Origin of the sequence: Shewanella canadensis (assembly GCF_003966225.1) — a bacterium.
GTDB lineage: Bacteria > Pseudomonadota > Gammaproteobacteria > Enterobacterales > Shewanellaceae > Shewanella > Shewanella canadensis.
Genome location: NZ_RXNU01000010.1, coordinates 76106 through 98889, shown reverse-complemented (window position 1 = coordinate 98889; position 22784 = coordinate 76106). Strand labels below are relative to the sequence as shown.

Genomic DNA, 22784 nt, shown 5'->3' with positions numbered 1-22784 from the left:
GCAGGCGATGATTCAGAGAAGTTGTAGTTGATCCGATTCAGTAGACACTTCACTTTAATATAATGACATGTTTATACAAATTTATAAGACAAGTAAAAACTCTGCAATATCAATGCAGCAAAGGCTGCGACAGTTTATTTAGATTGAGGGGGAAATGTTTTTTTATTCTTTAATGCAGCGTTATACATATAAGGAACGGGGGATAGTTTGGCTAAGTTTCTCAGGGACCAGAATCTAAAAAACATAACTGTGACCGAGCAAATGCTCGATCTTATCAACGAATTTCTGGAGGAAAGAGAGCTTTCAACAAATGAGGAGCTTACTGCTACGGGCGCTAATGATGATGAAAAACTCTTGCTGAATTACATTATTCGGTTTGACAATCGAGGGTATAAACTTGTCGACTATGCAGATGTAAAAAAATACTATTCACAAGCTACTGAAGTTGAGCGCATGCTCTTTACTCTTGATTCTACTGAAAGTGTTAAAACCAATCGCCTATATGGGACCTTCTTCGAGATAAGACTTGACTCAAGGGATCCAAAAAACACTTTTATTCAGGTTTCATCTGATGACGGGGATGCTGTTGACTCAGTGTTTTGTGGTCTAATTGATATCGTAACGAAATTCAGTAACCACAATGGCAAGGTTAGGAACACTTGGAGTCAACTTCTGGTTCAAGTATTAGGTGTTGCCGCTGGTTTTACTCTTAGCCTTATTGCTGGGTTGAAAGTCGCACCTTTTGTGAAATTTGAAAATTCATTTGTAATAACCTTTATTTTTTCATTCTTAATATTTTCAAATGCTTGGGGGTTTATAAATCAGCAGATATTAAGATACATAGACTACGCATTCCCCAATATTAAGTTTTCTCGTCAGGGTAAGTCGACATTGCATTGGTTATCTCAAGCTCTTGTCGGCGGTATCGTCGTGGCATTTACACTGTTACTTATTAGCTCTGCTTTTGATTGGATAGGTAAAGTTCTAAGTGAGTACATCGGTACTTAATGTGTATAACAAACAAAGTCTGTGGGATTGTCACCTCTATACAGAGGTTCCTTTGCTGACGCTCAGGCTTCATTTAACTCTTGTTGTACTAAAATCGTGTTAGCTATTACAGAACCACTGAAATCGAAGAGATAGATACTCAGGTGTGAACGCGGCTGTGACCTTCGACAGCAGGGACGCTGTCGTAGAGGCTATAGGGATATACTCGCGCCGTGGCACAGAAGTGTTTACACAAAACGCGAGCCGCAGGCTACAAGAAGGTGCGGCCTTCGACTCACTAGCCAATTGTTAAAGCACTGAGTCCTCGCATTACAGTCGCGATGACACCCTGAGCTAGCCCCATTTCTTACCTAGCGCTTCGAGTCCTGCACCCTCTAGATCCTCTGGGCTCATCAGGATGCTAAATTCACAACTGGCATCGAAGTTGAGGAAAAAGGGTTCAGCATAGCGAGGCACATCGGATGCGGATTGCAGATCTATCACGAAAACCCCGCCGCGTTTCCCGTCCCGCTCGGTGAAGTAGGCCGTCTCAGGTTTGATATCTTCCAGGATCCTAGCAATGATCTCGCCAGCTTTACCGTTTCTGACATGGGAATTAAAAGGCTCAAGTGGAAATTGAACTGTGAGTAACATTTTCATCGGATGACTCCTTTTGTTGCATATTTAGCATACGAGATGGTTCAGTGAGATGGGGGGGGAGATTAAAGCCTAGTAGAGAGGTGAGGAAAGCACAAAAGTGGGGCAAGCATGGCCGCTCTACGATTTAAAACAACCTTAGTATTTTTGGCGTCCATACACCTTTATCGAAGAGTTTTATCTGGCTAAACTCGTCCCTAGTTTTGAGTGTGTCGCTGACTCGTTCAATTGGTTTTGTAGATAAGTAAAGCTTTGATAACTTGCTATAGTCTAGATATGTTGTTGATTGATTATGGGTGGCTATGATCTTTATTGAAGGAGTCGACTAAGAATGAGGGAGATACGAAGCCGAAGAGAGAAATCACAGTTAGTAGGAAGGGCAATCACTTATTTTTCTATAGCGCTGATAGTTATCCTTTATGCACTAAACCGACTGCAATATGTGAGTGATCTAAAAGTGATCACTGGGGTATTTGTATGTATCGCGGTTAATGCCTGTGCAAGTCTAATTTTGTCATTTTTTACCAAGGAGTATTCAATCAGTACCTTAGTCTTGACTCAAGAAGAAAAGCCGCAGTATTTTATCGCATTATCGTTTTTGCAAGCTCTGCTGCTTGCATCTAGTTTGCTGGGTATATACTTGCTTAACATGTGAATTTATTTTCAAGGCTAGTGGAACCTAAATGATGCCAAGTTCGTGGAAGCAGCGTTTTCGCAGGGTTTTATTAAGACTCACCCTTATACTGCTTCCTGTGAGCATCCGTTTCAAAACTGGTGTTAGCTATTACAGATGCACTCAGTAATAACTCGGTGTAAGTGCAGCCGAGGATGCACTTACACATTCCCCCGCCGGGGAGGCCTTTAACGCAATGGCGTTATTGCACGCTGTAAACTTAAAGACATTGCCAACTTCTAATGCATTAGGTATAGAACTATAATGGTCGCGAAATGCACCAACATTAGATATCAATGAACAATAACCGAGAGATAATCGCGATTCTGCGCGAGCGTATTCCGACGTTCGAATGTGTGCCGGGTTGTCACGACTGTTGCGGACCTGTAACGACTTCCTCGGAAGAGATATCGCGTCTGCCAGTGAAAACTAACGCTGAACATGACGCCGCATTAGCTGAGTGGAACTGCGTTCACCTGGGGCCTAATGGTTGTGAAGTGTATGAGGAACGACCGCTGATCTGCCGAGTGTTTGGCACAACACCCAATATGCCTTGCCCAAATAGTTGTCGACCAAAAGAGATGATTGACTCGAAAACGGAGAGCCAGATCCATCACTTCATCGCGAACACACGGCAAGTATTGGTGTAAGTGATCAATAACCTGCTTTAACTTTAGTGAGTTATGTGGGGTCAGAATAAACTTTAGTGCTAACAATTATTCTGCCCAAATCGTGTTAGCTATTACAGATGCACTCAAATCGAAGAGAGCAATAACTCGGTGTGAACGCGGCTGTGACCGTCCGTGACATGGCCGCTCTATGACCTCCATGTCACCACGGCATTTGTGAATCCATTCACATCAAATGTCACGGTCGAAGCTATAGGGACCCTTTCCGTTAATAGAAAGGGTGCCGTGTCACAGAAGTCACACGCGAATTGCCAAATTAAGAAAGTAACCATGAAGGTTAAACCTTCAAGCCCCCCCCCCTCGTTTACAACGAATGAAGCCCAAAGGTTAACCTGCAGATTTTTAACCTTTTAAATCTGAGACTCTTAACTTAAGATTTCAAATCTGAAAAGATCCGCCAGTGTCGGCGTCCCATCTCAAGCACCACGCCTACAGCTAACCCGGCTGCCGTATTGATCAGCAAGCAGATTGCGGCGGTGGAGAGGATAACCAAGATACAGAAAGGCTTGCCGTCGAGCAGACGCTTCGACCAGGCTAGTTGCAATCCGGCGATGGAGAGCAGGCTGCCTAAGATAGCCAGTGGGATTAAGCCCAATAACCAGGCGACATTCTCTCCCCAACTGAAGGCGATAAGCAGACAGGTGCTGCCGAATATGACCGGTGCCCAGATCCCTCGAGCGCCGAAGTGATGCTGTACCGCCAAGCCTCCGGCGCCGTGGCACATGGCCGTCGCTCCGAAGGGAGTTAGCAGCAGGTTTGCCAGCCCTGAGCTGGTGGCCAGCCGTTTGGGGGTAAACTTCTCTTTGTCGCCGGGAAACTTCTCCTTTGCCATGGCCGATGTCGCGATAACGGCATTGGTCAGGGTGAGTGCCAGTTGAGGCAAGACCAGCAGGACTGCGGCCGATGACCACTCAGATAGTGTTGGCCAGCTCAGGCTCCATTGCTGACTATGCATCGTGCTCTGCATCGAGGCTTGGGTGGAGAGTAGGGCCGACTCCGGTGTTAAGGGCGAGCCCGAGTGATACTGCCATAACATGCCGAGGATGATGACCAGCGGCATGGCGAGATAGCGAAGCGGCAGGAAGCGACTACAAAATAGTAGGGTAAATGCGCCCAGACCCAGAATCCAGGTCTGGCTCATCATCTGCGCGCCCATCCACATCAACTGAATGCCTATCGCGAGCTGAATACCTATGCTCACCGCCGGAGACAGCTGTTTCGCCATCCAGTTTATGGCACCGCTAAATGCCAGCACCAGGAGTATGGCGCCCATCATCATGCCGCTGGCCTGTAGCATGCCCGGGGTCAGCCCCTGAGCTATCACTAAGGCGGCAATCACTTTCATGGGTTGTACGGGAATGGGCCGCCTGTAGTAAAAGGCGGTAAACAGGGCAAAGAGTCCAAAGCCCATAAATATGCCCTGAGGCGAAAAGTGATTGAGCGCGATCAGGCCCAATACCAGCGGAAGGAAAGTCCCCAGATCGGCGAAAGCGCCACTGAACTCACCGGAGAATTGATCACATTTTTTAAGGAATGTGGTTTTACATGTCATATAGCTTGCCGTAGGAAAAGAACTCCCTCTTATCGCAAGTATAGTGCCAATATTTTAGCTCGTTTTGGGTATTCAAGGGAGTAATATGCCTCTATTTAAACAAGCGCCGGGACAAGTTGGGCTATTTTCATGAAAGTAAGGGATGTTTTATCCGAAAATGTCTAATGCCTAATGTCTAAAAATTGGGATAAGGTGTCAGCCGACCAATTGCAGGGCTGGTCGGCTGACGATAGTGCACTCATGGGAGGATGAGTACGCTAATTGCTTTGGTTATTTCGCGTGTTTTTCTCCTTTCTTGTTCTTCATCGGGTCGCCTTCATAGCCCAGCGCTTGCCAGTTCATGCGAGTGCCTTTCTTATGGCAGTCGTTACACTTAAGGGCATCCTTTTTAGGAGAGACCATGTGGTTGATACGCCACCACATCTCAGTTGCGGCAAAGCCATGCTCGCCACTGTACTTCAGTCCCTTCTCAACCATAGTTGCATTGGCTTCCATACCTAATTTAGCAGCGAGATCCCAGTTAAACTCGGTCCAGTAACCACCTTCACCAAATGTCTTTGGTGAGATAAAGATGTTCAGCTTCTTGTCGTAGATCTGCTTGCCGGTGTGAACCTTGAAGGGATAGATCTTCGCTTTGGGATCTTTGATATCACCCAGTGGGTAGGCCAGCTTGGTTACCTTGGTCGGATCCATCTTGTCACCGGGCATATAGGCATCGGCCTTGCCGTTAAACCAAGCATAAGACGGTGTTATCATTTTTTCCCAGACGAAGCTGCCCTTCTTCTTCTTGTAGGTATGCTTACCGTTCGCATCTACAGTGCCTTCCTTGTCCTGGCCTGCAGTTGACCAATCCCAACTTACCTTAGTTGGCTCGTTCTTGGCGAAGAAAGGAATATGACAGGTCTGACAGGCGACGCTGGCGGTATGGGTGTTGATGCGCTTGTTTTTATGAGGCGTATTATCGTGACAGTTCTCGCATCCAATATGATCGAGACCGCCTGGTGATACTCCCATGGCATTACCCGTGATCTGATGTTGCTCGGTCGTGTGACAGGCCTGACACTGGAAGTCGTTGCCATCGCTATCCATATGCACATCTGTGGCCTTGTCCGGATACGCCATCGAGGAATCGAGGTCGCCATGCTTGACACCATCGCCGCCGCCGCCGTAGAAGTGGCAGCTACCGCAGTTATCACGCACGGGTGCGCCGACGTTCTGAGCGACTTTTTCAAGATTGACGCTAGCGAATACTTCCCCGGCACGAAGGGGATCTTTAACATAGGTGCCAGTGGTGTCGTGACAAACCAGACAATCGACCTTGGTCATATCGGTAAAGTCGAAGTTATTGTCTTTCCAGCCATAACCGGCATGGCAACCGGTACATCTGGGTTCGTTACCGGAAATGGCAATACAGAAGTTATTGATACTGTTTTTCTTACCACGTTTTACCGTACGGCCTGGAAGTTTTTGTTCCAGTTCCCAGGTCCAATGCGATGACTTCATAAAGTCTTTGGCATGATCTTCATGACATTCGATACATTGCTGGGTCACTTGAGTCCCTTCGGTGAAGGGGCCTTCAATATAATCTTTATGTTGATTGGCGGCATTCGCTGGGCTGCTGAGTAGAGACAAACCAGCTAGCGCAAGGGCAAAGGGGATCAGAGTGTGTTTCATATTATTTTTCTCCCACCCCGGCCGAAGCCGGGGGGTTGAGCTGGACTAGAAGTTAACGGTCAGAGACGCGTTGATGTCAAAAGCGGTATCGACCACAGGTAGCATCGAGTAAGCGCTGCCTGCTATAACTTCATCAATCTCCTGTGGCGCACCGACTGGGGTGCCGCTGCCTGTATACTCGAAATCGTAGTATAGGCCGGCGAGCTTGATGAACATGCGTGGGTTGATATCGAACATATAGTAGGCTTCACCGACATGTCCGCGAGTCGCTAACTTGCTACCGATAGGATCGTCTTGTGCCTGAGTGAATGGTGTCCAGTATTTAGAACCATAGTTATACTCGAGACCGAACTTACCGTAAGGTGCAGGGATCTGAATACCGGCATAGATACCGTAACCATCTTTTGGACCACTATCGTCGGCCGCGCTTGGCATCATGATGATTTCACTACCATCGGCATTGAGCTGAGCTTCAAATACTGCATCACTGAGCATGCCACCGAACATACCGGCATTGCCGTTACCGTCGGCGCGAGTCCATCCGCCAGAGACAAACCATTTAACATCGTTATCTTCTTCGCGAGCGAAACCAATTCCGCCCAGGAACATATCACCAATTACACCACTGGGTTGTACACGGGTCTCGAAGTTAAAGTTGCTGAACTTCTGCATGTCCTGGTACATGGTTGGGGCAAAGATTCCGGCAAGTTGAGTCGGAAATGCCATGGTGCCTTTGAAACCATCGTTGACATCTTTGGCGCCAAACAGGGTAAATTGGAGGAAGTTCTTGCCATCGTTAATCGCATCGATGTTGAAGCCGCCGAGGTGAGTATCTTTAGTGACGATATCGCCAAACATCTCGCCGTTACCGAATTGAGACTCGAAGCCCTGACCATAACAGAAACGGATGACCTGGCCTTCTACACCTGTGATGTCACCCAAGTGATAGCCCATGGTTGCGCCATCGAAGTTAAAGTTCACTAAGTGACCTGAAGGTGTTCCGCCACGCTTCTCATTTTCACGATACTGGGTTGGTGGGCCATAGGTTGAAGGTCGACGTCCGATTGAGAGATAGAGAGGTGAGCCACCGATATTCTTCCAGTCGAAATAGGCACGTTCTACTCGTAAAAAGTCACCGCTTGGGTTACCGCTGCTGGTGCCATCCATGGTGAATGAACGCCAGGAGTCGAATACCTGTACACCCGTTGAATCTCCCCAGTTTTTGAACATGCTCAGACGGCCTGCAAAACTGACGTTGTCCCATACTTTGGCTTTCAGATTCAGTCTGAGTCTTGTGGTGTAGAAGATATCGTTATCGATATCCTGAGTCGTCTTCTGTGCTAAGACATAAGGCATGGTTCCCTGAAGCTGGCCGCTCTGAAACGCCGCTGCCAGATTCGGATCGGCTGCCATCATCTTACCCAAGGGGGAGGCCGGGTCGTTTGGCATACCGAATGCGCCTGACATCGCCTTAGCGCCGAAGTCGCTGAAATTCACCTTGATTGCAGGGTTCCAGGTGACATTTTGATAGTGGAGTGAGTGCGCTTTGGTGCGGAAATCACCTGTGATAAGAATTCTGTCGAGTGCCGAGTGACGTTCATTACTGTCCACGCGGTCATTGATATCGTCCAGCTCACTGGTGATATCTTCGAGCTGTTTCTTCAGGTCGGCAATCTTTTGATCGTCAGTATCACCAGCATATACCGATCCCGATAGCGCCAGTGCATTTGCAACGAGCAGTGATATTAAGGTTCTCATAACATCTCTCCTTGGGAGTGCTCGGCTGAGTTTTAGTTCTTGTCGAGTCACTCATGAGTTAAGGTCTTAATTAAGGTTCAGGCCTTACATCTATTTATTAAAATCTGACTAACTATCGACAAATTCAGGCTGATGGGAGGCCTGGGGAGTTCCCCCCATATTTTCAAATTTGTCATTTATTAGTAGTTGGTTAGCGGTTAATTGCTAACTATATTAACCACAGGTTTGTGGTTGGTCCGAGTCGGCCGCATGGTCGTAAAGGAACTGCTGAATATCTTTTAGATCCTTTTCAGACAGAGCGTTAAAGGCTTCTTGATCGCCTTTATGTTTCAGACGCTTAAAGTAGCGATCCCACTGACTCATGGTCTTGCTCATCGGAGTAAGTTCTCCGGCTGTGTCACCTTTGCTGTGACAAGATTTACACTGTTTCTTGTACAGGTGCTTGCCCTTCTTAGGGTTACCACCATCTGCTGCGTATACCTGAGCACTTAGCGAGAATGCGAGTACGATACATGCGCCTATTGTTATTATCGGTTTCATCATCTTTTCCTTAGCCACTGGAATATGTGACTTACTTATAGTTAGCAGAATGACTCTGCCTTGTTACTAAATTTAGCAAAAAGGAGTAGATGTAAATTTGATGTTGATCATATTTACAAGAAAAATCTAATTGAACAAAATATCATGAATAAAAATCTAATGGATTGGCTGTGACATTTCTTTTAATTTGTTTTATTTCAGGCGGTTGCGCAGGTTAGTTGTTTTTTTGTTTATGAGAGGTTTTTCGTTGTTTTAAACAATTTATAGCGATCCTTGATCACATTTATGCACTTTTGCTATTCCTTTTTCTACCAATAATGGAATAACCAGTTGTTAATGGATGGTTGCGGGAGGAGGGATGAATAGGGAGAGGGGGAAAGATATGGAGTGACGGGTTCACAAAACTTGTTCCCGCCCTCCAATATTACAAATAATGTGCTATACCAATTGCACTAAATATCTGATTAGTGCCTTAAGGTTGCTGTCGAGTCGGGGCCAATACGATTTCACGTACGCAGACACTCTGAGGTTGCTCGAAGGCGAACAGGGCCGCTTCTGCAATTGTTTCCGGTGCAACAACACCGCCCATGAACTCTTTCCAATCTGCGTAGCCGGCTTTTATCTCATCGCTGGTGGTATGACCGAGTAGCTCAGTTTCGACGGCGCCAGGCGCAATAGTGACAAGGCGTACGTCATCCATGGCAACTTCTTCACGGATATTTTCTGTCAGTGCGTGTACCGCGAATTTAGTGGCGCAGTATGCTGCATGGTTGGGGAAGGTTTTACGGCCTGCAACCGAGCTGACATTGATGATGGTGCCTGTCTTGCGGGCTTTCATATCGGCCAGTACAGCATGAATTCCGTTGAGTACTCCCATCACATTGATGTTAAGCATCTGAGCCCACTCGGCAGGATCTTGAGTGTCCGCCTGACCGAGTAGCATCACGCCAGCATTGTTAATCAGGCCGCCAACCGGACCAAACTTTTCAACGGCCGTCGCGATAGCCGTTTTTATCGCCTCACCATCGGTGACATCGACGCTGATGCATAGGCTGTTTTCGAGTTCGAGTGCCTGCATAGGCTCGATGCGGCGAGCCAGCAGTAAGAGTGGGTGACCCTTGACGCTAAATGCCTTCGCCATTGCCGCGCCGATACCCGAAGATGCACCTGTAATTACAATAAGTTGTTTCATGATTTTTGTCCCGTTGACTCAGTTCGGATAATTGGACCGAGCTGTAAGTTGATTGATGACTAGCTGTTTAATGGAGCCATTATAGTGGTAGGCTTATTGTTGATATATAATCTATAGCGAACATGATTGTTTACGCATGGCTTCTAATTGCCCGTGTGAACATTGGCTTAAACGTAAGTGATTAAGAGCAGGAATGAGCGATGAACAGCGATCTGAATCTTGCGGATATACGCGCCTTTACCGTGATTGCGAAACAGGGCAGCTTTACTCTGGCGGCCGAGGTGCTGGGCTGCTCTCGCTCTCATCTGTCTAAGCAGCTATCCCAGTTAGAGCATTTTCTCGGCGTGAGCCTCATCACCCGTACGACTCGTGCCCAGCGGCTAACCGAGCAAGGGCAGCAATTTTTCGAACAGTGTCAGGCCGCTCTGGAAACCATAGACGGTGCGGTGGCGAGTACGGTAGATAATGCCAGACACCTGCAGGGGCAGATCAATATTAACTGCGTCGGCGGGGTTATTGGTGAGGAGATCGTTACCGCCTTAGTGAATGATTTTATCGCACTCTACCCGGATATCAGCGTTAATCTCGACTTCAGCAGTCAGCGAGTGGACCTGGTGGTCGATGAGTTTGATCTCGTGTTTCGTATGGGGGAGCTCGAAGACTCGGGTATCGTCGCCCGTAAGTTGATGAGCATAGAAAATATGACCATGGCCTCACCTCAATATCTCGAACGTCGTGGTTACCCTGATCATCCTAAAGCGCTTAAAGATCATCTCTGTATCACAGGCTCTATCGATCATTGGTTGTTCGAGCAGGAATCAAACCCCAACAACAAGGTCGAGGTTGCCATCAAAGGGGGATTTAGGTGCAAGAATGGTCGCGCCATGAAGGCGAGTGCACAAGCGGGCAACGGTATCGTGAGACTGCCGAAACTTTATTGTCCACAAGAGTTGGCCAGTGGTGAGCTGGTGTCGGTATTTGAAGAGTGGCGGGTTGCCGATACGCCATTTTATCTGCTTTACCACAAGGACAGGTTTCAGCCCGCCAGGCTAAAGGCCTTCGTCTCTTTTGCGGCTCAGCATTTTATGGAGTATGTCTAAACCCATATTCGGAAAGAAGCTATTCACTCCTGGCCCGTCGCGCGTCTGACAATAATGGGTTAGATATTTGTCCCACAAGCCATGATGACATCCATCGAGCCTTTTGAACTGGTCATGACAAAAGGGAGTTCGATAGTGATCTGTTTAAATTCATGTGTCTCTAAACATTGCAGTATGCGTTGTTTGGTTAAGCCCATTGAGGCGCTTTCATCTTGTGCGAGCCAATCGAATTGGATAAAGAAGCCACCGCTTGTTAATAAGGATTTCAGCTGGCCTAAAGTTGCTTCATAATCGGGTAAGAAACTACATACGGAAGAGGCGATGATAAGATCGAACTTTTGGTTTAAATAGGGGTGATTGTTGATCAATTCATCGCAAAGAAAATCTGAAATTGTCGATACATTGTCGAGGTCTTTCTCCTCGAGTAATTTAATCATTTCATGTGAACCATCCAACGCAACAATTTGTTTAGCATTTGGGCTGAGTAACTGAGTTAAATTGCCGGTACCACAGCCAAAATCGAGTATGGTTAACTCTTCTTCTAACAGGTTTTTGGTATTCAGCTCAGATAACACCTTAAGTGCATACTCCTGTACTGACGGATCTTTATCCCACTCGGGAGCGTACTCATCCCATTCATTGTTCACGGTATCTCTTCCTTTTTATTCAGTTAAATGTGCTGATATATACTCGTGTGGCTAGAGTGTTTTGATGTTTTCATTCTTGTGTAAATAGGGACTCAACGCCTGTGATGCCAAAGTATTGCACCGAACGTTTAACCACGATCTTCTTAGCGATCAATTCACCATCTTTGAAGATCTTCACCACCTTCTTCCCGCCTTTATCGTCGGCAGAATACTCATGATCGTCGTTGAGTCGTAAGTTGTCGAACTGACTTTTCATTATGAGATGCATAAATTCTCCTGTTTCCGGTTATGAGCTATTGGTGAGGTATTACAGCTCATAGCTATGAATATAAACTATTTTTACCGATTGGCATAAAGATTAGAGAGAGTCATTTTTGTGGGTTATTCAGGAGTGAGAATCGCTTCCTCGTTTCCTCGCTCACCTGTGAATTACCCTTGTTATTAAGACATCCTTTTTCACTCTTAACTGTGGATGTCAATATGACTACCTACTGTCATTATCACAATCTTTGTCACTGTCTTTATGACAGTTGCATTTGACTGTTATTTAACAAAACCCCATAAATATAGTCACTTAAAAACTTGGCCCGCCTTGTGCTATAGGATAACCAAGTTTATTAATTTTAGTATTTTTTGAGGTTTAATCATGGCTATTCATGTCAAGAACAATATCCAGTGGGTCGGGCAACGTGATTGGGAGGTACGTGATTTTCACGGCACTGAATATAAAACTGAAAAAGGGACCAGTTATAACAGTTATCTGATCCAAGAAGAGAAAACGGTGTTGATCGATACCGTCGATCATAAGTTCAGCCATGAGTTCGTGCAAAAATTAGAGATGGAGATCGATCTGAAGCAGATCGATTACATCGTCATTAATCACGCCGAAGAAGATCACGCCGGTGCCTTAGCGGTACTGTTGGCAAAAATCCCTGGTACCCCAATCTACTGTACCGAAAATGCCATCGACTCTATCACCGGCCATCACCACCACCCCGAGTGGAACTTCCATATCGTAAAAACCGGCGATAGCTTAGATCTTGGTAACGGTAAGCAACTGATCTTTATCGAGACGCCTATGCTGCATTGGCCCGATAGCATGATGACCTATATGACCGGCGATGCCGTGTTGTTCAGTAACGATGCCTTTGGTCAACATTACTGTGACGAGCGCCTGTTTAACGATGAGGTCGATCAGACTGAGCTAATGGATCAATGTCTGCGCTATTACGCCAACATTCTCACCCCCTTCAGCCCGTTAGTGACCGCCAAGATCCATGAAGTATTAAGCTTCAACCTGCCAGTCGATATGATTGCTACCGCCCACGGCGTGGTATGGCGCGAGGATCCGACGCAAATTATTCATAAATACCTGGAGTGGGCCGACGAGTACCAAGAAGATCGCATCACCATCTTCTACGATTCCATGTCTAATAATACCCGCATGATGGCGGACGCCATCGCTCAGGGGATCCATGATGTCGACCCTAAGGTTGCGGTGAAGATCTTTAACGTCTCCCGTCACGATAAGAATGAGATCTTGTCTAACCTGTTCCGCTCTAAGGGCGTGCTTGTGGGCTCATCGACCATGAATAATGTCATGATGCCAAAAGTGGCCGGCATGCTGGAGGAGATCACCGGGCTGCGTTTTAAGAACAAGAAGGCCGGTGCCTTCGGCAGTTTCGGTTGGAACGGTGGTGCGGTAGACCGTATCCATACACGTCTGACCGATGCCGGATTTGAGACCCTGTTAGGGCTAAAGACAAAGTGGAGGCCGGATGGAAAGGCGCTGCTGGAGTGTCGTGAGCACGGTAAAGAGGTGGCGCGTAAGTGGGCGTTGCACCCGCTGGAGAACATCGAGCCTAAGCAGGCAACCCCCGTCAACGAGCCCCTTTTGAATGAAACTGAGGCATCAGAGCCTGCCGTGAATGCCCAAGTGACATCAACCCGTGTCGAGACGGCCGCGGGACAAAGCATGTTGTGCAGCGTTTGTCAGTGGGTTTACGATCCTGCGCTGGGTGAGCCTAATCAAGATGTCGCCCCGGGAACCGAGTGGAGCGACGTGCCGGAGACCTTCCTCTGCCCGGACTGCAGCTTAGGTAAGGGAGTGTTTGACCCTATTGCCAAAGAGGCCGCGGCATGAATCAGCCCATCGTTATCATAGGCAGCGGTTTCGCCTCCTATCAGTTGGTGAAGACGATACGCAGGCAAGATAGCCAACAGGCTATTACCGTGATCACCGCCGATAGTGGTGATGACTATGCCAAACCGGATCTGAGTCATGTGTTCACTAAGGGACAGATGGCACAGGATCTGATCAAGATGAGCGCCGATGAGTTTGCCAAGATCCATGATATCACCTTGTTGCGTCATCGCCGGGTCGAGAGCATAGATGCGGCGCAAAAGACGTTACGCTGCAATGGCGAGACTATCGCCTACGGCCAGCTGGTGCTGGCGACGGGGGCCAAGGCCTTCGTGCCTCCTATCGATGGCGATGCGGCAGGTCGTATCATCACGCTTAATGGCCTGGAAGAGTATCGGGGTGCTCAGGCTGAGCTTGCGAATGCGAAATCTGTGTTGGTGATCGGTGCGGGCCTTATCGGCACCGAGATCGCGATGGATCTGGCAAGCGCCAATAGAGATGTGATATTAACCGACAGGGCCGAGGCACTGCTTCCGGGCCTGCTACCCGACTTTATCTCTTCGCAACTGTTTCAGTCGTTGGGCAATCAAGGGGTGAAGATAGCGCTGGGGACTCAAGTCGAGCGGTTGCAGCAAGCCGGAGATGCTATCTCAGTAACGCTGAGAAACGGGCAAGAGTACAGTGTCGATGCAGTGGTATGTGCGGCGGGCCTGAAACCCAATATTCAGCTGGCGGTTGAGACCGATCTTAAAACCAATCGCGGCATAGTGGTGGATCGTCAGCTCCGAACCTCTACTGCTGATATTTTTGCTCTCGGGGACTGCGCCGAAATAGAGGGGCATCTGCTGCCATTTCTGCAGCCGATATTGATGAGCGCCAATGCCCTGGCTAAAACCTTACTCGGTCAGGCCAGCGATGTGGCATTGCCGCCTATGATGGTCAAGGTGAAGACGCCACGTCTGCCTATACAGTTAAGTGGCAACACGAGCCGCACCGACGCCAACTGGCAGATGGATGCAAACAGTGAGGGGATGACAGCAAGAGCCTTCGATGAGGAGAAAAAGCTGATTGGTTTCGTCGTTACCGGCGGACATATGAAGCAGGCATTTTCTCTGTTGCGTGAGCTTCCGGCTACGATTTAACACACTGAATATATTTTTTTCTAGACTATTGAAGAGAATTTACCATTCGTTTTAAGAAAGATTACAGAGAGGTTACTATGAGTCATTTACGTATACCGGCCAATTGGACCATACAGCGTTCTACACCATTTTTTACCAAGGCCAATGTACCAGCGGCATTGCTGTCCCATCACAATACCGCCGAAGGGGTATTTGGTCAGCTGTGTGTCATGGAGGGAGTGGTGACCTATTTTGGCTTTGCCGATGAGCATGCTCAGGAACACGAAGCTAAAGTGGTTATTCAAGCCGGGAATTTTGCTACCAGTCCGCCTCAATATTGGCACCGTATCGAGCTGTCCGATGATGCGCAGTTCAATATCAACTTCTGGTCCGAAGAGGATAAAGGCGATAGCCCTCTATTCAATGCCAGAAAATAACTCTTATACCGATAGGGATTAAGAGTAAGCTTAATTTATTGCCGGAGTCAGACATGATTCCGGCTATTCACCTTGAACTATTTCTTCCTGGTCATGCCTTGGCTATTTCCTTGCCGATATCGTGTAATAACCCGCTCCCCCTTGTTCGATAAATTCAGCTAGCTGTATCAAAGCGTCTTGAATATTGCCATCTTTTAGCGAGTCCATCGGTAATGTACCGGTTAATCCCAGAGCCTTTTCTGGTAGCCGTTGCAGAGCGTTAACTTTATGTTTAATCGAGTCTATGCTGGCCAAAATGCTTGCCGATCTATCTTCGAAGCGTAGTTGACTAAAGCCTGCTTGCTCGGCTTTTTGAATGCTGGCTTCATGGCTCAGTGCCCCGGCAACACAGAGCCAGCGATTGAGTGTCGTTTCCAGTTTGCCAGGCAAAGTTTGATTGAGGAATATGTCAGATATCGCGATAAAACCGCCGGGTTTGAGCACGCGGTAGATCTCATGCATCGCTGCGTCGCGATTATCGAAGGTGCAGAGGGCGCATTCGCAAAACACCACATCCAGACTGTTATCCCGAAATGGCAACTGCATGGCATCGCCGCTGATGAGGTTAAGTTTTGTGAGCGAGCGATGGGTCTGTTTTGCCGTTTGAAGATTATCCATGCCTAAGTCCAGACCCAGGACCTGAGCACCATACTGTTTGACTAAGAAGGCCGCGGATGTGGCTCTGCCTGTGGCGATATCGAGCACCTTACTGGTGCGATTAACCAGACACTGAGCCGCGAGTGAGCGCGTGGTCCCAAGGCCGCCGGGATGAAAGCTATCGCCCAGCAGGTGGTGGGTCAATGGGTGCCGATAAAGATCCGTGCAGCAGTTCATCTGCTAATCTCTTCTCGTTCGGTGTGAGGTGAATCCTCACCCTGGCTGGTGTTGAGGCTCCAGTCATATTCGATATATTCAAGCGGCTGGTTGCTGGCCCGTTCAATCTGTTCATTAAGCCGCGTATCGGTAAACTGTTGAATGTAACTTATCAGGGCTCGCTCTTTACTCGGTGTGGGCAGCTTCTTGTCTGCCCTTGCCGCCAGACTCAGAGGAGAAACGGCAGCAAAGTCGTCGATATACCAGCTGAAAATCTTGGATAGTTCGAGAGCTTGGCCTTTATCCTTGATACGAACATTGTCTGGGTCATTGATAAACTCAATGGCGGCTTGTTGCAGAAAAGGTTCGAGCTCTACACCAACGGGCAACTCGGGGCGCATGGGAGGGCAGGAAGCGCTGCCGCAATTGAGCACGAAATGCAGCCTGGGATCGGCCTTGGCGTGCACCATCTTCTGCTGCTCGAGATTATATAGATTGTATGCCTTTCCCCCTATGATGAATTGCTGTTTATAGAAAAAACCTAAGCCTTTAATCACCTCCAGTGGAGCCTTGATATCGGTAACGGATTTTAGCGGCCAATTCTCTAAGATACTGTGGATCACCAGGGCGTTATAGCTGTAGATCCAATAGGCGAGGGCATCTTGCTCGCTGGCAAAGCGATCGGGAGTACTTTCAGGGCTGAATTTAGCGACAGCAGCAAGATACTGCTTAAGTTCATAATGGGCATTGGGGGTTTTCTTCCATGCCTCATAATCGATATCGCCTCGTTTATCGACGAAGCGTTTTAGCAGCAGCTCAAAGCTATGATGAGAGAACCCCTGAGCGGGGAAGCTCTCTGGCAGAGGCGCATCGATATGCTCTATCTTTGCCTGAGTATTCCAAAACCATAGCCCGACGGTAAAACCGCTAAGTAACAGGATTGAAAATATCAATTTACCTATGCTGAAGGTCATCTATTTTGGTTTCCTCTTAAGGCTCAAAATACTGAGAGACGCTACCCTTCATCTTAGGGCGCTTAGCTCGGATAGGGTTTAAGACTCTCTCTTCCAGATCATCGCGATAGAGCATATTGAAGGTATCGAAGGGGATAACGCGTTTGGCATCGGGATGCACGATATGAACACAGCTTTTGCGAATGCTTCTGAGATCGAAGGAGTAGGCATCGATAAACTCCATGATCACTACCCTAAACACATTCTCATAACCCAAGGTGTTCCAGTCGCTCTCTCTGCTGCCTGAGGTCAGTAGGCCTGCAAGGGCTCGAGGCTGACTTTCGGGAGAGTGGTGAGTGGAGAAGAGCTCGAATATCTTGTTTTTTATCAGGCTGTCGCGCTCGTAACTGATGGTGTTAGTGCCGCCTTCGATTAATGTTTTCGGGTCGATAAGCCCTGTGAGGGGAGTGAATTGGCCATCGAGCTTAAGTGCGTAGGCCATGGCTATACTGTCGGCGTGACAGGGCACTGGGATGATATCCTCCGGTGCGAAGGTCGAGTTCTGTTGCAGTATGTTACGGCGCACTTCGGTGAGGGTTAGCCTGTCTCTCGCTGCCTGATAACCTTGGTCATATCTCTCCAGTCTACCCGCCACCTGCACAGGTTGAAAGGTGATGCCGCGAACGCAATTCTGAAGCTTGGCAAACTCGATAATATCGCCGAGTTGATGGTCGTTTACGCCGCGCCTGACGGTGACCACTAAGGTCGTTGCGACATGGTATCTGTTGAGGTGTTCGAGCGCCTTTTGGTGGATGCGCTTCAGCGGCGAGGCTCGCATGATCTCCAGCGCGTCATTCTCCAGAGAGTCGAACTGCAGGTAGACCTCTATGCCCGGTGCATAATTGGCGAGTCGTTCCACGAACGCTTCGCTTTGGGCCAGTTTCAGGCCGTTAGTATTCACCAGCAGGTGTTTTATCGGTCGTTTCTTGGCCTCATCGAGAATGGCAAAAAAGTTCGGGTGTAGGGTGGGCTCACCCCCCGATATCTGAACGATATTGGGCTCACCTTCATTTTTAACGGCGAGATCCAGCATGGCCTTTATCTGCTCCATACCTCTATGGGTCTGTCGCTCGGGAGAGCTGTTGGCATAACAGGTTGGGCAGCGAAGATTACAGTGATCGGTGACCTCAACGAGCACGGTGCAGCCGTGTTGTTCGTGATCGGGACAGATCCCACAGTCATAAGGGCAGCCCCATCGGGTCTTAGTGTTATAGCTGCGACATTGCTCGGGAGTTTTCAGGAATATTTCCCGACTACGGCGATAGTATTCGATGTCGTCGGCGAGCATCACCTGTTCGAAACCATGTTCAGGACAATTTTTCAGCATCCACACAGCCCCATCGGCAAACACTATCTTGCCATCGACGCGTTCCAGACAGGTCGAGCATAACGATATGCAAGTGTCGTAATAGAGGTAGGGCCGCTCTTTTGTCTTCATAAGGCTGTGATTACCGTCTTCTTGTGTATTTATTGTTCAACACTTAAGAATAGACACATTATTTGAACTAACCATTTCATCCCCCCTCACATTTTCTGCTCTATTTCTGTTCAGTTTGAACCGTACATTAGATAAATATCACATTTCTATTTTGTAAAATTGAGATTTCATTGCACCAGATCACACTCACCTTGCCTATGTGGTTTACCACAATACCCCTTAATTTTGTAAGGGATAACAATAGTCCTAAGCTTCTGAGTCGGCGCGTCAGGCCAGCATTAGGGGCATCAAACTAATAACAGTGTTAAACAGTGAGTGATTTCATCTTCCACTGGAAGTTGATGGAGGTAACCATGATTAAGCTCGATAGGCGGAATTTTATTAAAGGAGCAGGAGCAGGGGGCGCAACGTGCGCTCTGGCGACTATGCTACCGGGATCTTTAGCGGCATTGGAAAAGGAACCACTTAAAGCAGTGGGCAAGGAGGTCGCCAGTATCTGTGAGATGTGCTCTACCCGTTGCCCGATTTCTGCGCGTGTGGTCGATGGCAAAAATGTCTTTATTACGGGTAATAAGGAGGCGAAATCTTTTGGCGGTAAGGTGTGTGCCAGAGGTGGTGCCGGCCATAGCCTGCTCTATGACCCACAACGGATCGTGAATCCACTTAAACGTGTCGGTGAGCGTGGTGAAGGCAAGTGGGCCGAGATTAGCTGGGACGAAGCCTATAAGATGATGGCTACTAACCTTAACCGGATCAAGCGTGAACATGGCCCCGAGGCTGTGGCGTTTTCTTCCAAGAAAGGTTCGCTCTCCGGTCACTTCTTCCATCTGGCCAAGGCATTTGGCAGCCCGAACACCTTTACCCATGGCTCGCTTTGCCCGGGTGCCTACGTGATCGCCGCCAAGTCTATGTTTGGCACTAAGCTGAAGCGAGATCTGGGTAACTCTGAATACATCATTAACTTCGGTCACAATATCTATGAAGGCATCAACATGTCTGAGACCCGTGGCATGATGAAGGCGCAATCAGAAAGAGGTGCCAAGCTGGTGGTCTTCGAGCCCCGCTTCTCAGTGGTTGCCGATAAAGCCGATGAGTGGCACGCAGTGCGCCCAGGAACGGATGTGGCGGTGGCGCTGGCACTGTGTCATGTGCTGATCACCGACAAGCTGTATGACCAAGCCTTTGTTGAACGCTATGTGGTCGGTTTCGAAGCATTTGCCGCCGAAGTCAAAGCCTATACGCCCGAGTGGGCCGAGGGCATTACCGATGTGAAGGCGAAAGATATCCGCCGCATCGCCCATGAGTTAGCAGCCGCAGCGCCTCATGCCGTGGTTGATTTCGGACACAGAGCGACATTCACCACCGAAGAGTTTGATATGCGCCGGGCGATTTTTGCCGCCAACGTACTTATCGGCAATATCGAGCGTAAAGGTGGGCTATATCTGGGCAAGAAGGCCAAGACCTATAACAAGTTTGCCGGTGAAACCGTTGCCCCTAAGTTAGCCAAGCCTGGCGTGGAAGGCATGCCCAAACCGACGGCCAAGCGCATCGATCAGATGGATAAGCAGTACACCATGGTGTGGAAAAATGGCGGGGTTTACCAGAGCATTCTCGCCGCGACACTGGAGGCAAAGCCCTATCAGCTGCGCGGCTGGGTAATGAGCCGTACCAATCCGATGCAGACCATGACGGACAGGGCTAAGGTGCTGGCGGCGCTTAAGAAGATGGAATTTGTTGCCGTCTGTGATGTGTACATCAGTGAGACCGCGGCCTATGCGGATCTTATTCTGCCTGAATCGACTTATCTGGAACGTGATGAAGAGATAGCCGATAAATCGGGCAAGAATCCTGCCTATTATGTGCGTCAACGTGTGGTGGAAACCATAGGTAATACTAAGCCTTCCTGGCAGATATTTAAGGAGGTTGGCGATGCGCTTGGCTTAAGTAAGTTCTATCCATGGGCCAACATGGAGACCTTGCAACTGGCTCAGATGAACCGGGATGACAAGGCATTGAGGCACATCAAGGAGAAGGGCTATGTCAGCTATGGTAAGCCATTGATGTTGCGTGAACCCTCTATGGTGGCCAAGTTCACCGACACCTATGCCAATGCCAGAACGCCCGATGATGATGGCACTTATGCCAGTGCGCTTAAATTCAAGACGCCAAGCGGAAAAATTGAATTGAGCTCGGCGGCTGTCGAGGCATTTGCGCCTGGACGTGGCGTGATCCGCTACCGTGACGCACCGCTTAAGCGAGCCGATGAACTCTATTTCATTCAGGGTAAGGTTGCCGTGCATACCAATGGTGCGACCCACAATGTGCCTATTCTTGCCAACCTTATGGCCGACAATGCTGTCTGGATCCATCCGCTAACGGCGGGACGGCTGGGCATCAGCCATGGAGATGCGATTCGCCTGACCAGCAGTGTCGGTAGTGAAACCAGTTATGCCATGGTCACTCCCGGGATCCGTCAGGATACGGTATTTGCTTATATGGGATTTGGTTCCAAAAACAAAGAGTTAATTAGAGCGTCAGGCAAGGGGTTGCATTGCGGAAACCTGTTGCCCGATAGCACAGCGCCCGTTGTTGGTATGAACTTACACACCACAGGTGTCAAGGTCGAAAAGGTCTAATCGGAGGCAGTTATGAGTAAACGTTATGTAATGGTGCACGATGAAAACAAGTGCATCGGCTGCCAGGCCTGTAATGTGGCGTGTCGCAGTGAAAATGGAACCCCGGAGGGGGTGACCCGATTGCAAGTCAGGGTTGAAGGACCATTTGGGCAGGCGCCAAACCTGCATTTTAAGTACCACAGGGTATCGTGTCAGCAGTGTGAAGATGCACCTTGTGTCAAGGTCTGTCCGACCGGCGCGGCCTATGTTGGCGAGGATGGTATCGTTACCATCAAGGAAGATAAGTGTGTCGGCTGTATGTATTGTGTGGCGGCGTGCCCCTACAAGGTGCGTTTCGTCAATCCGGAAACTAAGGCAACTGATAAGTGTAATTTCTGTAAGGATACTCGGTTGGCTCGTGGCGAGTTACCGGCCTGTGTCACCGTTTGTCCGACCAATGCTTTGACATTCGGAGATGCCAACGAGCCCGACAGTGAGGTCGCAAAGTTACTCAACACCAAACCAAGTTACCAGGATAAGATTCACCTTGGCACTAAGCCCAGGATCTATCGTATTCCGACTAAGAGAGGGGGGATAGAGTCATGAACAATACATGGGGAGATATGGCGCAATACGATCCGGTCACATGGAACTGGGTCATCGCAGTTTATCTGTTTATGGCAGGCCTGTCGGCCGGTAGTGTGCTGATCGGCATAGGTATGCGCTGGTACAGTAAAGACACGCTAACGGAGAGTCCGATCCTGAAAGCGGCGGCAATTATTGGTCCGGTGGCGATTAGCTTAGGTCTGGCGTGTTTGGTGTTCGATTTGACCAAGCCTTTCCACTTCTGGGTTATCCTGGTCAACTATAATTTCCAGTCGGTGATGGCGCTTGGTGTACTGGCGCTTTTGGTCTACACGCCCTTGGGTATCGCCTATGGCTTAATCGTACTGCGAGACGAGTTGCCCAAATGGGGACTCGGCTTCCTGAGTCCGGTTGCACAGATGCTGATAGGCTGGCGTAAAGCGATTGAAGTGCTGCTGTTTATACTGGCTATCGGTGTCGGGGCATACACAGGCTTCCTGATCTCGGCGATGAATGCTTACCCTATGCTCAATACGGCAATACTGCCGGCGCTCTTCCTGGTCTCGGGATTATCGGCCGGTGCGGCGGCGAACTCTGTGGTTGCCCTGTTGATGTTCAAGGTCGATAACCATGATAGAGAGCTTAGCCGTATGCATGCTCTGGAATTACCTGTGATGGCGACTGAGATCATGTTCCTGTTCATGTTGTTCTGTGCCCTGTACTTCAAAGGTGGCGCAGCGGCAGTGGCGCTGGCATCGCTCACCACCGGTATGTGGGCTGGGGTATTCTGGATTGGAGTCGTGGGTATCGGCTTCGGCGTTCCTCTGCTGTCTATGTTGATGCCAGCGGCGACGCGTCATACAAAAGGCGCGATGCTGATGGTGGCTTGTTCAGGATTAACCGGGGTATTGGCACTGCGTCACTTTATTCTTTATGCCGGGCAAAGTTACATTTACTAGTTGCAGAGTATTTTTTGCTATCAGTTGAGCCCGGGTGCAATATCCGGGCTTTTACTTACATAGAAATTTGAAGATCGCACATTAAGCAATTGTTAACTGCATCTTGGCAGTTAACCGTTATCAGCCTAACCTTCACCAAGATATTTATCTCT

At 48.6% G+C, this 22784-nt stretch carries 20 protein-coding genes; 9 read left to right on the top strand and 11 right to left on the bottom strand.

Features of this window, described 5'->3' with window-relative positions:
* Window positions 1-207: 207 nt before the first annotated feature.
* Window positions 208-1008, top strand: coding sequence for a hypothetical protein (locus tag EKG38_RS17155; protein WP_126521446.1), 801 nt, complete (start codon window positions 208-210; stop codon window positions 1006-1008).
* 333 nt (window positions 1009-1341) lie between these two features.
* On the opposite strand, the gene EKG38_RS17150 is transcribed toward EKG38_RS17155, so the two are convergent.
* Window positions 1342-1647: a panthothenate synthetase gene (locus tag EKG38_RS17150; protein ID WP_126521445.1), complete on the bottom strand. Its 306-nt coding sequence runs from the start codon at window positions 1645-1647 to the stop codon at window positions 1342-1344.
* A gap of 966 nt (window positions 1648-2613) precedes the next feature.
* Between EKG38_RS17150 and EKG38_RS17145 the strand changes: the two genes are divergently transcribed.
* Entirely contained in the window at window positions 2614-2967 is a 354-nt protein-coding gene (locus EKG38_RS17145) for a YkgJ family cysteine cluster protein (protein WP_126521444.1), read from the top strand.
* 409 nt (window positions 2968-3376) lie between these two features.
* Here the strand turns inward: EKG38_RS17145 and EKG38_RS17140 are convergent, their stop codons facing one another.
* The 5 genes from EKG38_RS17140 to EKG38_RS17120 form a co-directional block, all read right to left on the bottom strand.
* Window positions 3377-4558: a putative sulfate/molybdate transporter gene (locus EKG38_RS17140; RefSeq protein WP_126521443.1), complete on the bottom strand. Its 1182-nt coding sequence runs from the start codon at window positions 4556-4558 to the stop codon at window positions 3377-3379.
* Between the two features lie 270 nt (window positions 4559-4828).
* Window positions 4829-6232 (bottom strand): tetrathionate reductase family octaheme c-type cytochrome, encoded by a 1404-nt coding sequence (locus EKG38_RS17135; RefSeq protein ID WP_126521442.1) that lies wholly within the window; start codon window positions 6230-6232, stop codon window positions 4829-4831.
* 45 nt (window positions 6233-6277) lie between these two features.
* A complete protein-coding gene (locus tag EKG38_RS17130) occupies window positions 6278-7990 on the bottom strand; it encodes a DUF3373 domain-containing protein (RefSeq protein ID WP_126521441.1) in 1713 nt (570 codons plus the stop codon).
* A gap of 213 nt (window positions 7991-8203) precedes the next feature.
* A complete protein-coding gene (locus EKG38_RS17125; RefSeq protein WP_126521440.1) occupies window positions 8204-8533 on the bottom strand; it encodes a c-type cytochrome in 330 nt (109 codons plus the stop codon).
* Between the two features lie 469 nt (window positions 8534-9002).
* The gene (locus EKG38_RS17120) at window positions 9003-9722 is read right to left on the bottom strand and encodes an SDR family oxidoreductase (protein WP_126521439.1); all 720 of its coding nucleotides are present in this window, start codon (window positions 9720-9722) and stop codon (window positions 9003-9005) included.
* A gap of 200 nt (window positions 9723-9922) precedes the next feature.
* Here EKG38_RS17120 and EKG38_RS17115 point away from each other — a divergent pair, with 200 nt between their 5' ends.
* On the top strand, window positions 9923-10822 hold the full coding sequence (locus EKG38_RS17115) for a LysR family transcriptional regulator (RefSeq protein ID WP_126521438.1): 900 nt from the start codon (window positions 9923-9925) through the stop codon (window positions 10820-10822).
* Between the two features lie 59 nt (window positions 10823-10881).
* On the opposite strand, the gene EKG38_RS17110 is transcribed toward EKG38_RS17115, so the two are convergent.
* Both EKG38_RS17110 and EKG38_RS17105 read right to left on the bottom strand, forming a co-directional pair.
* Window positions 10882-11469 (bottom strand): class I SAM-dependent DNA methyltransferase, encoded by a 588-nt coding sequence (locus EKG38_RS17110; protein ID WP_126521437.1) that lies wholly within the window; start codon window positions 11467-11469, stop codon window positions 10882-10884.
* Window positions 11470-11539: 70 nt separating this feature from the next.
* Window positions 11540-11737 (bottom strand): hypothetical protein, encoded by a 198-nt coding sequence (locus EKG38_RS17105; RefSeq protein ID WP_126521436.1) that lies wholly within the window; start codon window positions 11735-11737, stop codon window positions 11540-11542.
* Window positions 11738-12115: 378 nt separating this feature from the next.
* On the opposite strand from EKG38_RS17105, the gene norV reads away from it, so the two are divergent.
* The 3 genes from norV to EKG38_RS17090 all read left to right on the top strand — a co-directional run bounded on the left by norV (window position 12116) and on the right by EKG38_RS17090 (window position 15170).
* Entirely contained in the window at window positions 12116-13612 is a 1497-nt protein-coding gene (gene norV, locus EKG38_RS17100) for an anaerobic nitric oxide reductase flavorubredoxin (protein WP_126521435.1), read from the top strand.
* On the top strand, window positions 13609-14754 hold the full coding sequence (gene norW / locus EKG38_RS17095) for an NADH:flavorubredoxin reductase NorW (RefSeq protein WP_126521434.1): 1146 nt from the start codon (window positions 13609-13611) through the stop codon (window positions 14752-14754). The genes norV and norW overlap by 4 nt, the downstream gene beginning before the upstream one ends.
* Window positions 14755-14831: 77 nt before the next feature.
* Window positions 14832-15170, top strand: a complete 339-nt coding sequence (locus tag EKG38_RS17090) for a TehB family protein (RefSeq protein ID WP_126521433.1) — start codon at window positions 14832-14834, stop codon at window positions 15168-15170.
* A gap of 102 nt (window positions 15171-15272) precedes the next feature.
* On the opposite strand, the gene EKG38_RS17085 is transcribed toward EKG38_RS17090, so the two are convergent.
* The 3 genes from EKG38_RS17085 to EKG38_RS17075 are packed head-to-tail and all read right to left on the bottom strand — an operon-like array spanning window position 15273 to window position 18473.
* A complete protein-coding gene (locus tag EKG38_RS17085; protein WP_126521432.1) occupies window positions 15273-16043 on the bottom strand; it encodes a class I SAM-dependent methyltransferase in 771 nt (256 codons plus the stop codon).
* Window positions 16040-16996: a DUF547 domain-containing protein gene (locus tag EKG38_RS17080; protein WP_126521431.1), complete on the bottom strand. Its 957-nt coding sequence runs from the start codon at window positions 16994-16996 to the stop codon at window positions 16040-16042. The genes EKG38_RS17085 and EKG38_RS17080 overlap by 4 nt, the downstream gene beginning before the upstream one ends.
* A gap of 16 nt (window positions 16997-17012) precedes the next feature.
* Entirely contained in the window at window positions 17013-18473 is a 1461-nt protein-coding gene (locus EKG38_RS17075) for a radical SAM protein (RefSeq protein WP_126521430.1), read from the bottom strand.
* Window positions 18474-18826: 353 nt separating this feature from the next.
* Between EKG38_RS17075 and phsA the strand changes: the two genes are divergently transcribed.
* Genes phsA through nrfD form a run of 3 tightly spaced genes read left to right on the top strand, consistent with a single transcriptional unit; the run spans window position 18827 to window position 22632 of the window.
* A complete protein-coding gene (gene phsA / locus EKG38_RS17070; protein WP_126521429.1) occupies window positions 18827-21109 on the top strand; it encodes a thiosulfate reductase PhsA in 2283 nt (760 codons plus the stop codon).
* Window positions 21110-21121: 12 nt separating this feature from the next.
* Window positions 21122-21694: a 4Fe-4S dicluster domain-containing protein gene (locus tag EKG38_RS17065; RefSeq protein ID WP_126521428.1), complete on the top strand. Its 573-nt coding sequence runs from the start codon at window positions 21122-21124 to the stop codon at window positions 21692-21694.
* Window positions 21691-22632, top strand: coding sequence for an NrfD/PsrC family molybdoenzyme membrane anchor subunit (gene nrfD / locus EKG38_RS17060; RefSeq protein WP_126521427.1), 942 nt, complete (start codon window positions 21691-21693; stop codon window positions 22630-22632). The genes EKG38_RS17065 and nrfD overlap by 4 nt, the downstream gene beginning before the upstream one ends.
* The last annotated feature ends 152 nt before the right edge of the window (window positions 22633-22784 follow it).

Excerpts from the sequence above, each read along its gene's own strand:
- EKG38_RS17115 (WP_126521438.1), top strand. The coding sequence starts at position 9,923 with ATGAACAGCGATCTGAATCTTGCGGATATACGCGCCTTTACCGTGATT.
- phsA (WP_126521429.1), top strand. The coding sequence starts at position 18,827 with ATGATTAAGCTCGATAGGCGGAATTTTATTAAAGGAGCAGGAGCAGGG.
- norW (WP_126521434.1), top strand. The coding sequence starts at position 13,609 with ATGAATCAGCCCATCGTTATCATAGGCAGCGGTTTCGCCTCCTATCAG.
- EKG38_RS17130 (WP_126521441.1), bottom strand. The coding sequence starts at position 7,990 with ATGAGAACCTTAATATCACTGCTCGTTGCAAATGCACTGGCGCTATCG.
- nrfD (WP_126521427.1), top strand. The coding sequence starts at position 21,691 with ATGAACAATACATGGGGAGATATGGCGCAATACGATCCGGTCACATGG.
- EKG38_RS17105 (WP_126521436.1), bottom strand. The coding sequence starts at position 11,737 with ATGCATCTCATAATGAAAAGTCAGTTCGACAACTTACGACTCAACGAC.
- EKG38_RS17085 (WP_126521432.1), bottom strand. The coding sequence starts at position 16,043 with ATGAACTGCTGCACGGATCTTTATCGGCACCCATTGACCCACCACCTG.
- EKG38_RS17090 (WP_126521433.1), top strand. The coding sequence starts at position 14,832 with ATGAGTCATTTACGTATACCGGCCAATTGGACCATACAGCGTTCTACA.
- EKG38_RS17140 (WP_126521443.1), bottom strand. The coding sequence starts at position 4,558 with ATGACATGTAAAACCACATTCCTTAAAAAATGTGATCAATTCTCCGGT.
- EKG38_RS17135 (WP_126521442.1), bottom strand. The coding sequence starts at position 6,232 with ATGAAACACACTCTGATCCCCTTTGCCCTTGCGCTAGCTGGTTTGTCT.
- EKG38_RS17080 (WP_126521431.1), bottom strand. The coding sequence starts at position 16,996 with ATGACCTTCAGCATAGGTAAATTGATATTTTCAATCCTGTTACTTAGC.
- EKG38_RS17150 (WP_126521445.1), bottom strand. The coding sequence starts at position 1,647 with ATGAAAATGTTACTCACAGTTCAATTTCCACTTGAGCCTTTTAATTCC.
- EKG38_RS17145 (WP_126521444.1), top strand. The coding sequence starts at position 2,614 with ATGAACAATAACCGAGAGATAATCGCGATTCTGCGCGAGCGTATTCCG.
- norV (WP_126521435.1), top strand. The coding sequence starts at position 12,116 with ATGGCTATTCATGTCAAGAACAATATCCAGTGGGTCGGGCAACGTGAT.
- EKG38_RS17075 (WP_126521430.1), bottom strand. The coding sequence starts at position 18,473 with ATGAAGACAAAAGAGCGGCCCTACCTCTATTACGACACTTGCATATCG.
- EKG38_RS17120 (WP_126521439.1), bottom strand. The coding sequence starts at position 9,722 with ATGAAACAACTTATTGTAATTACAGGTGCATCTTCGGGTATCGGCGCG.
- EKG38_RS17065 (WP_126521428.1), top strand. The coding sequence starts at position 21,122 with ATGAGTAAACGTTATGTAATGGTGCACGATGAAAACAAGTGCATCGGC.
- EKG38_RS17125 (WP_126521440.1), bottom strand. The coding sequence starts at position 8,533 with ATGATGAAACCGATAATAACAATAGGCGCATGTATCGTACTCGCATTC.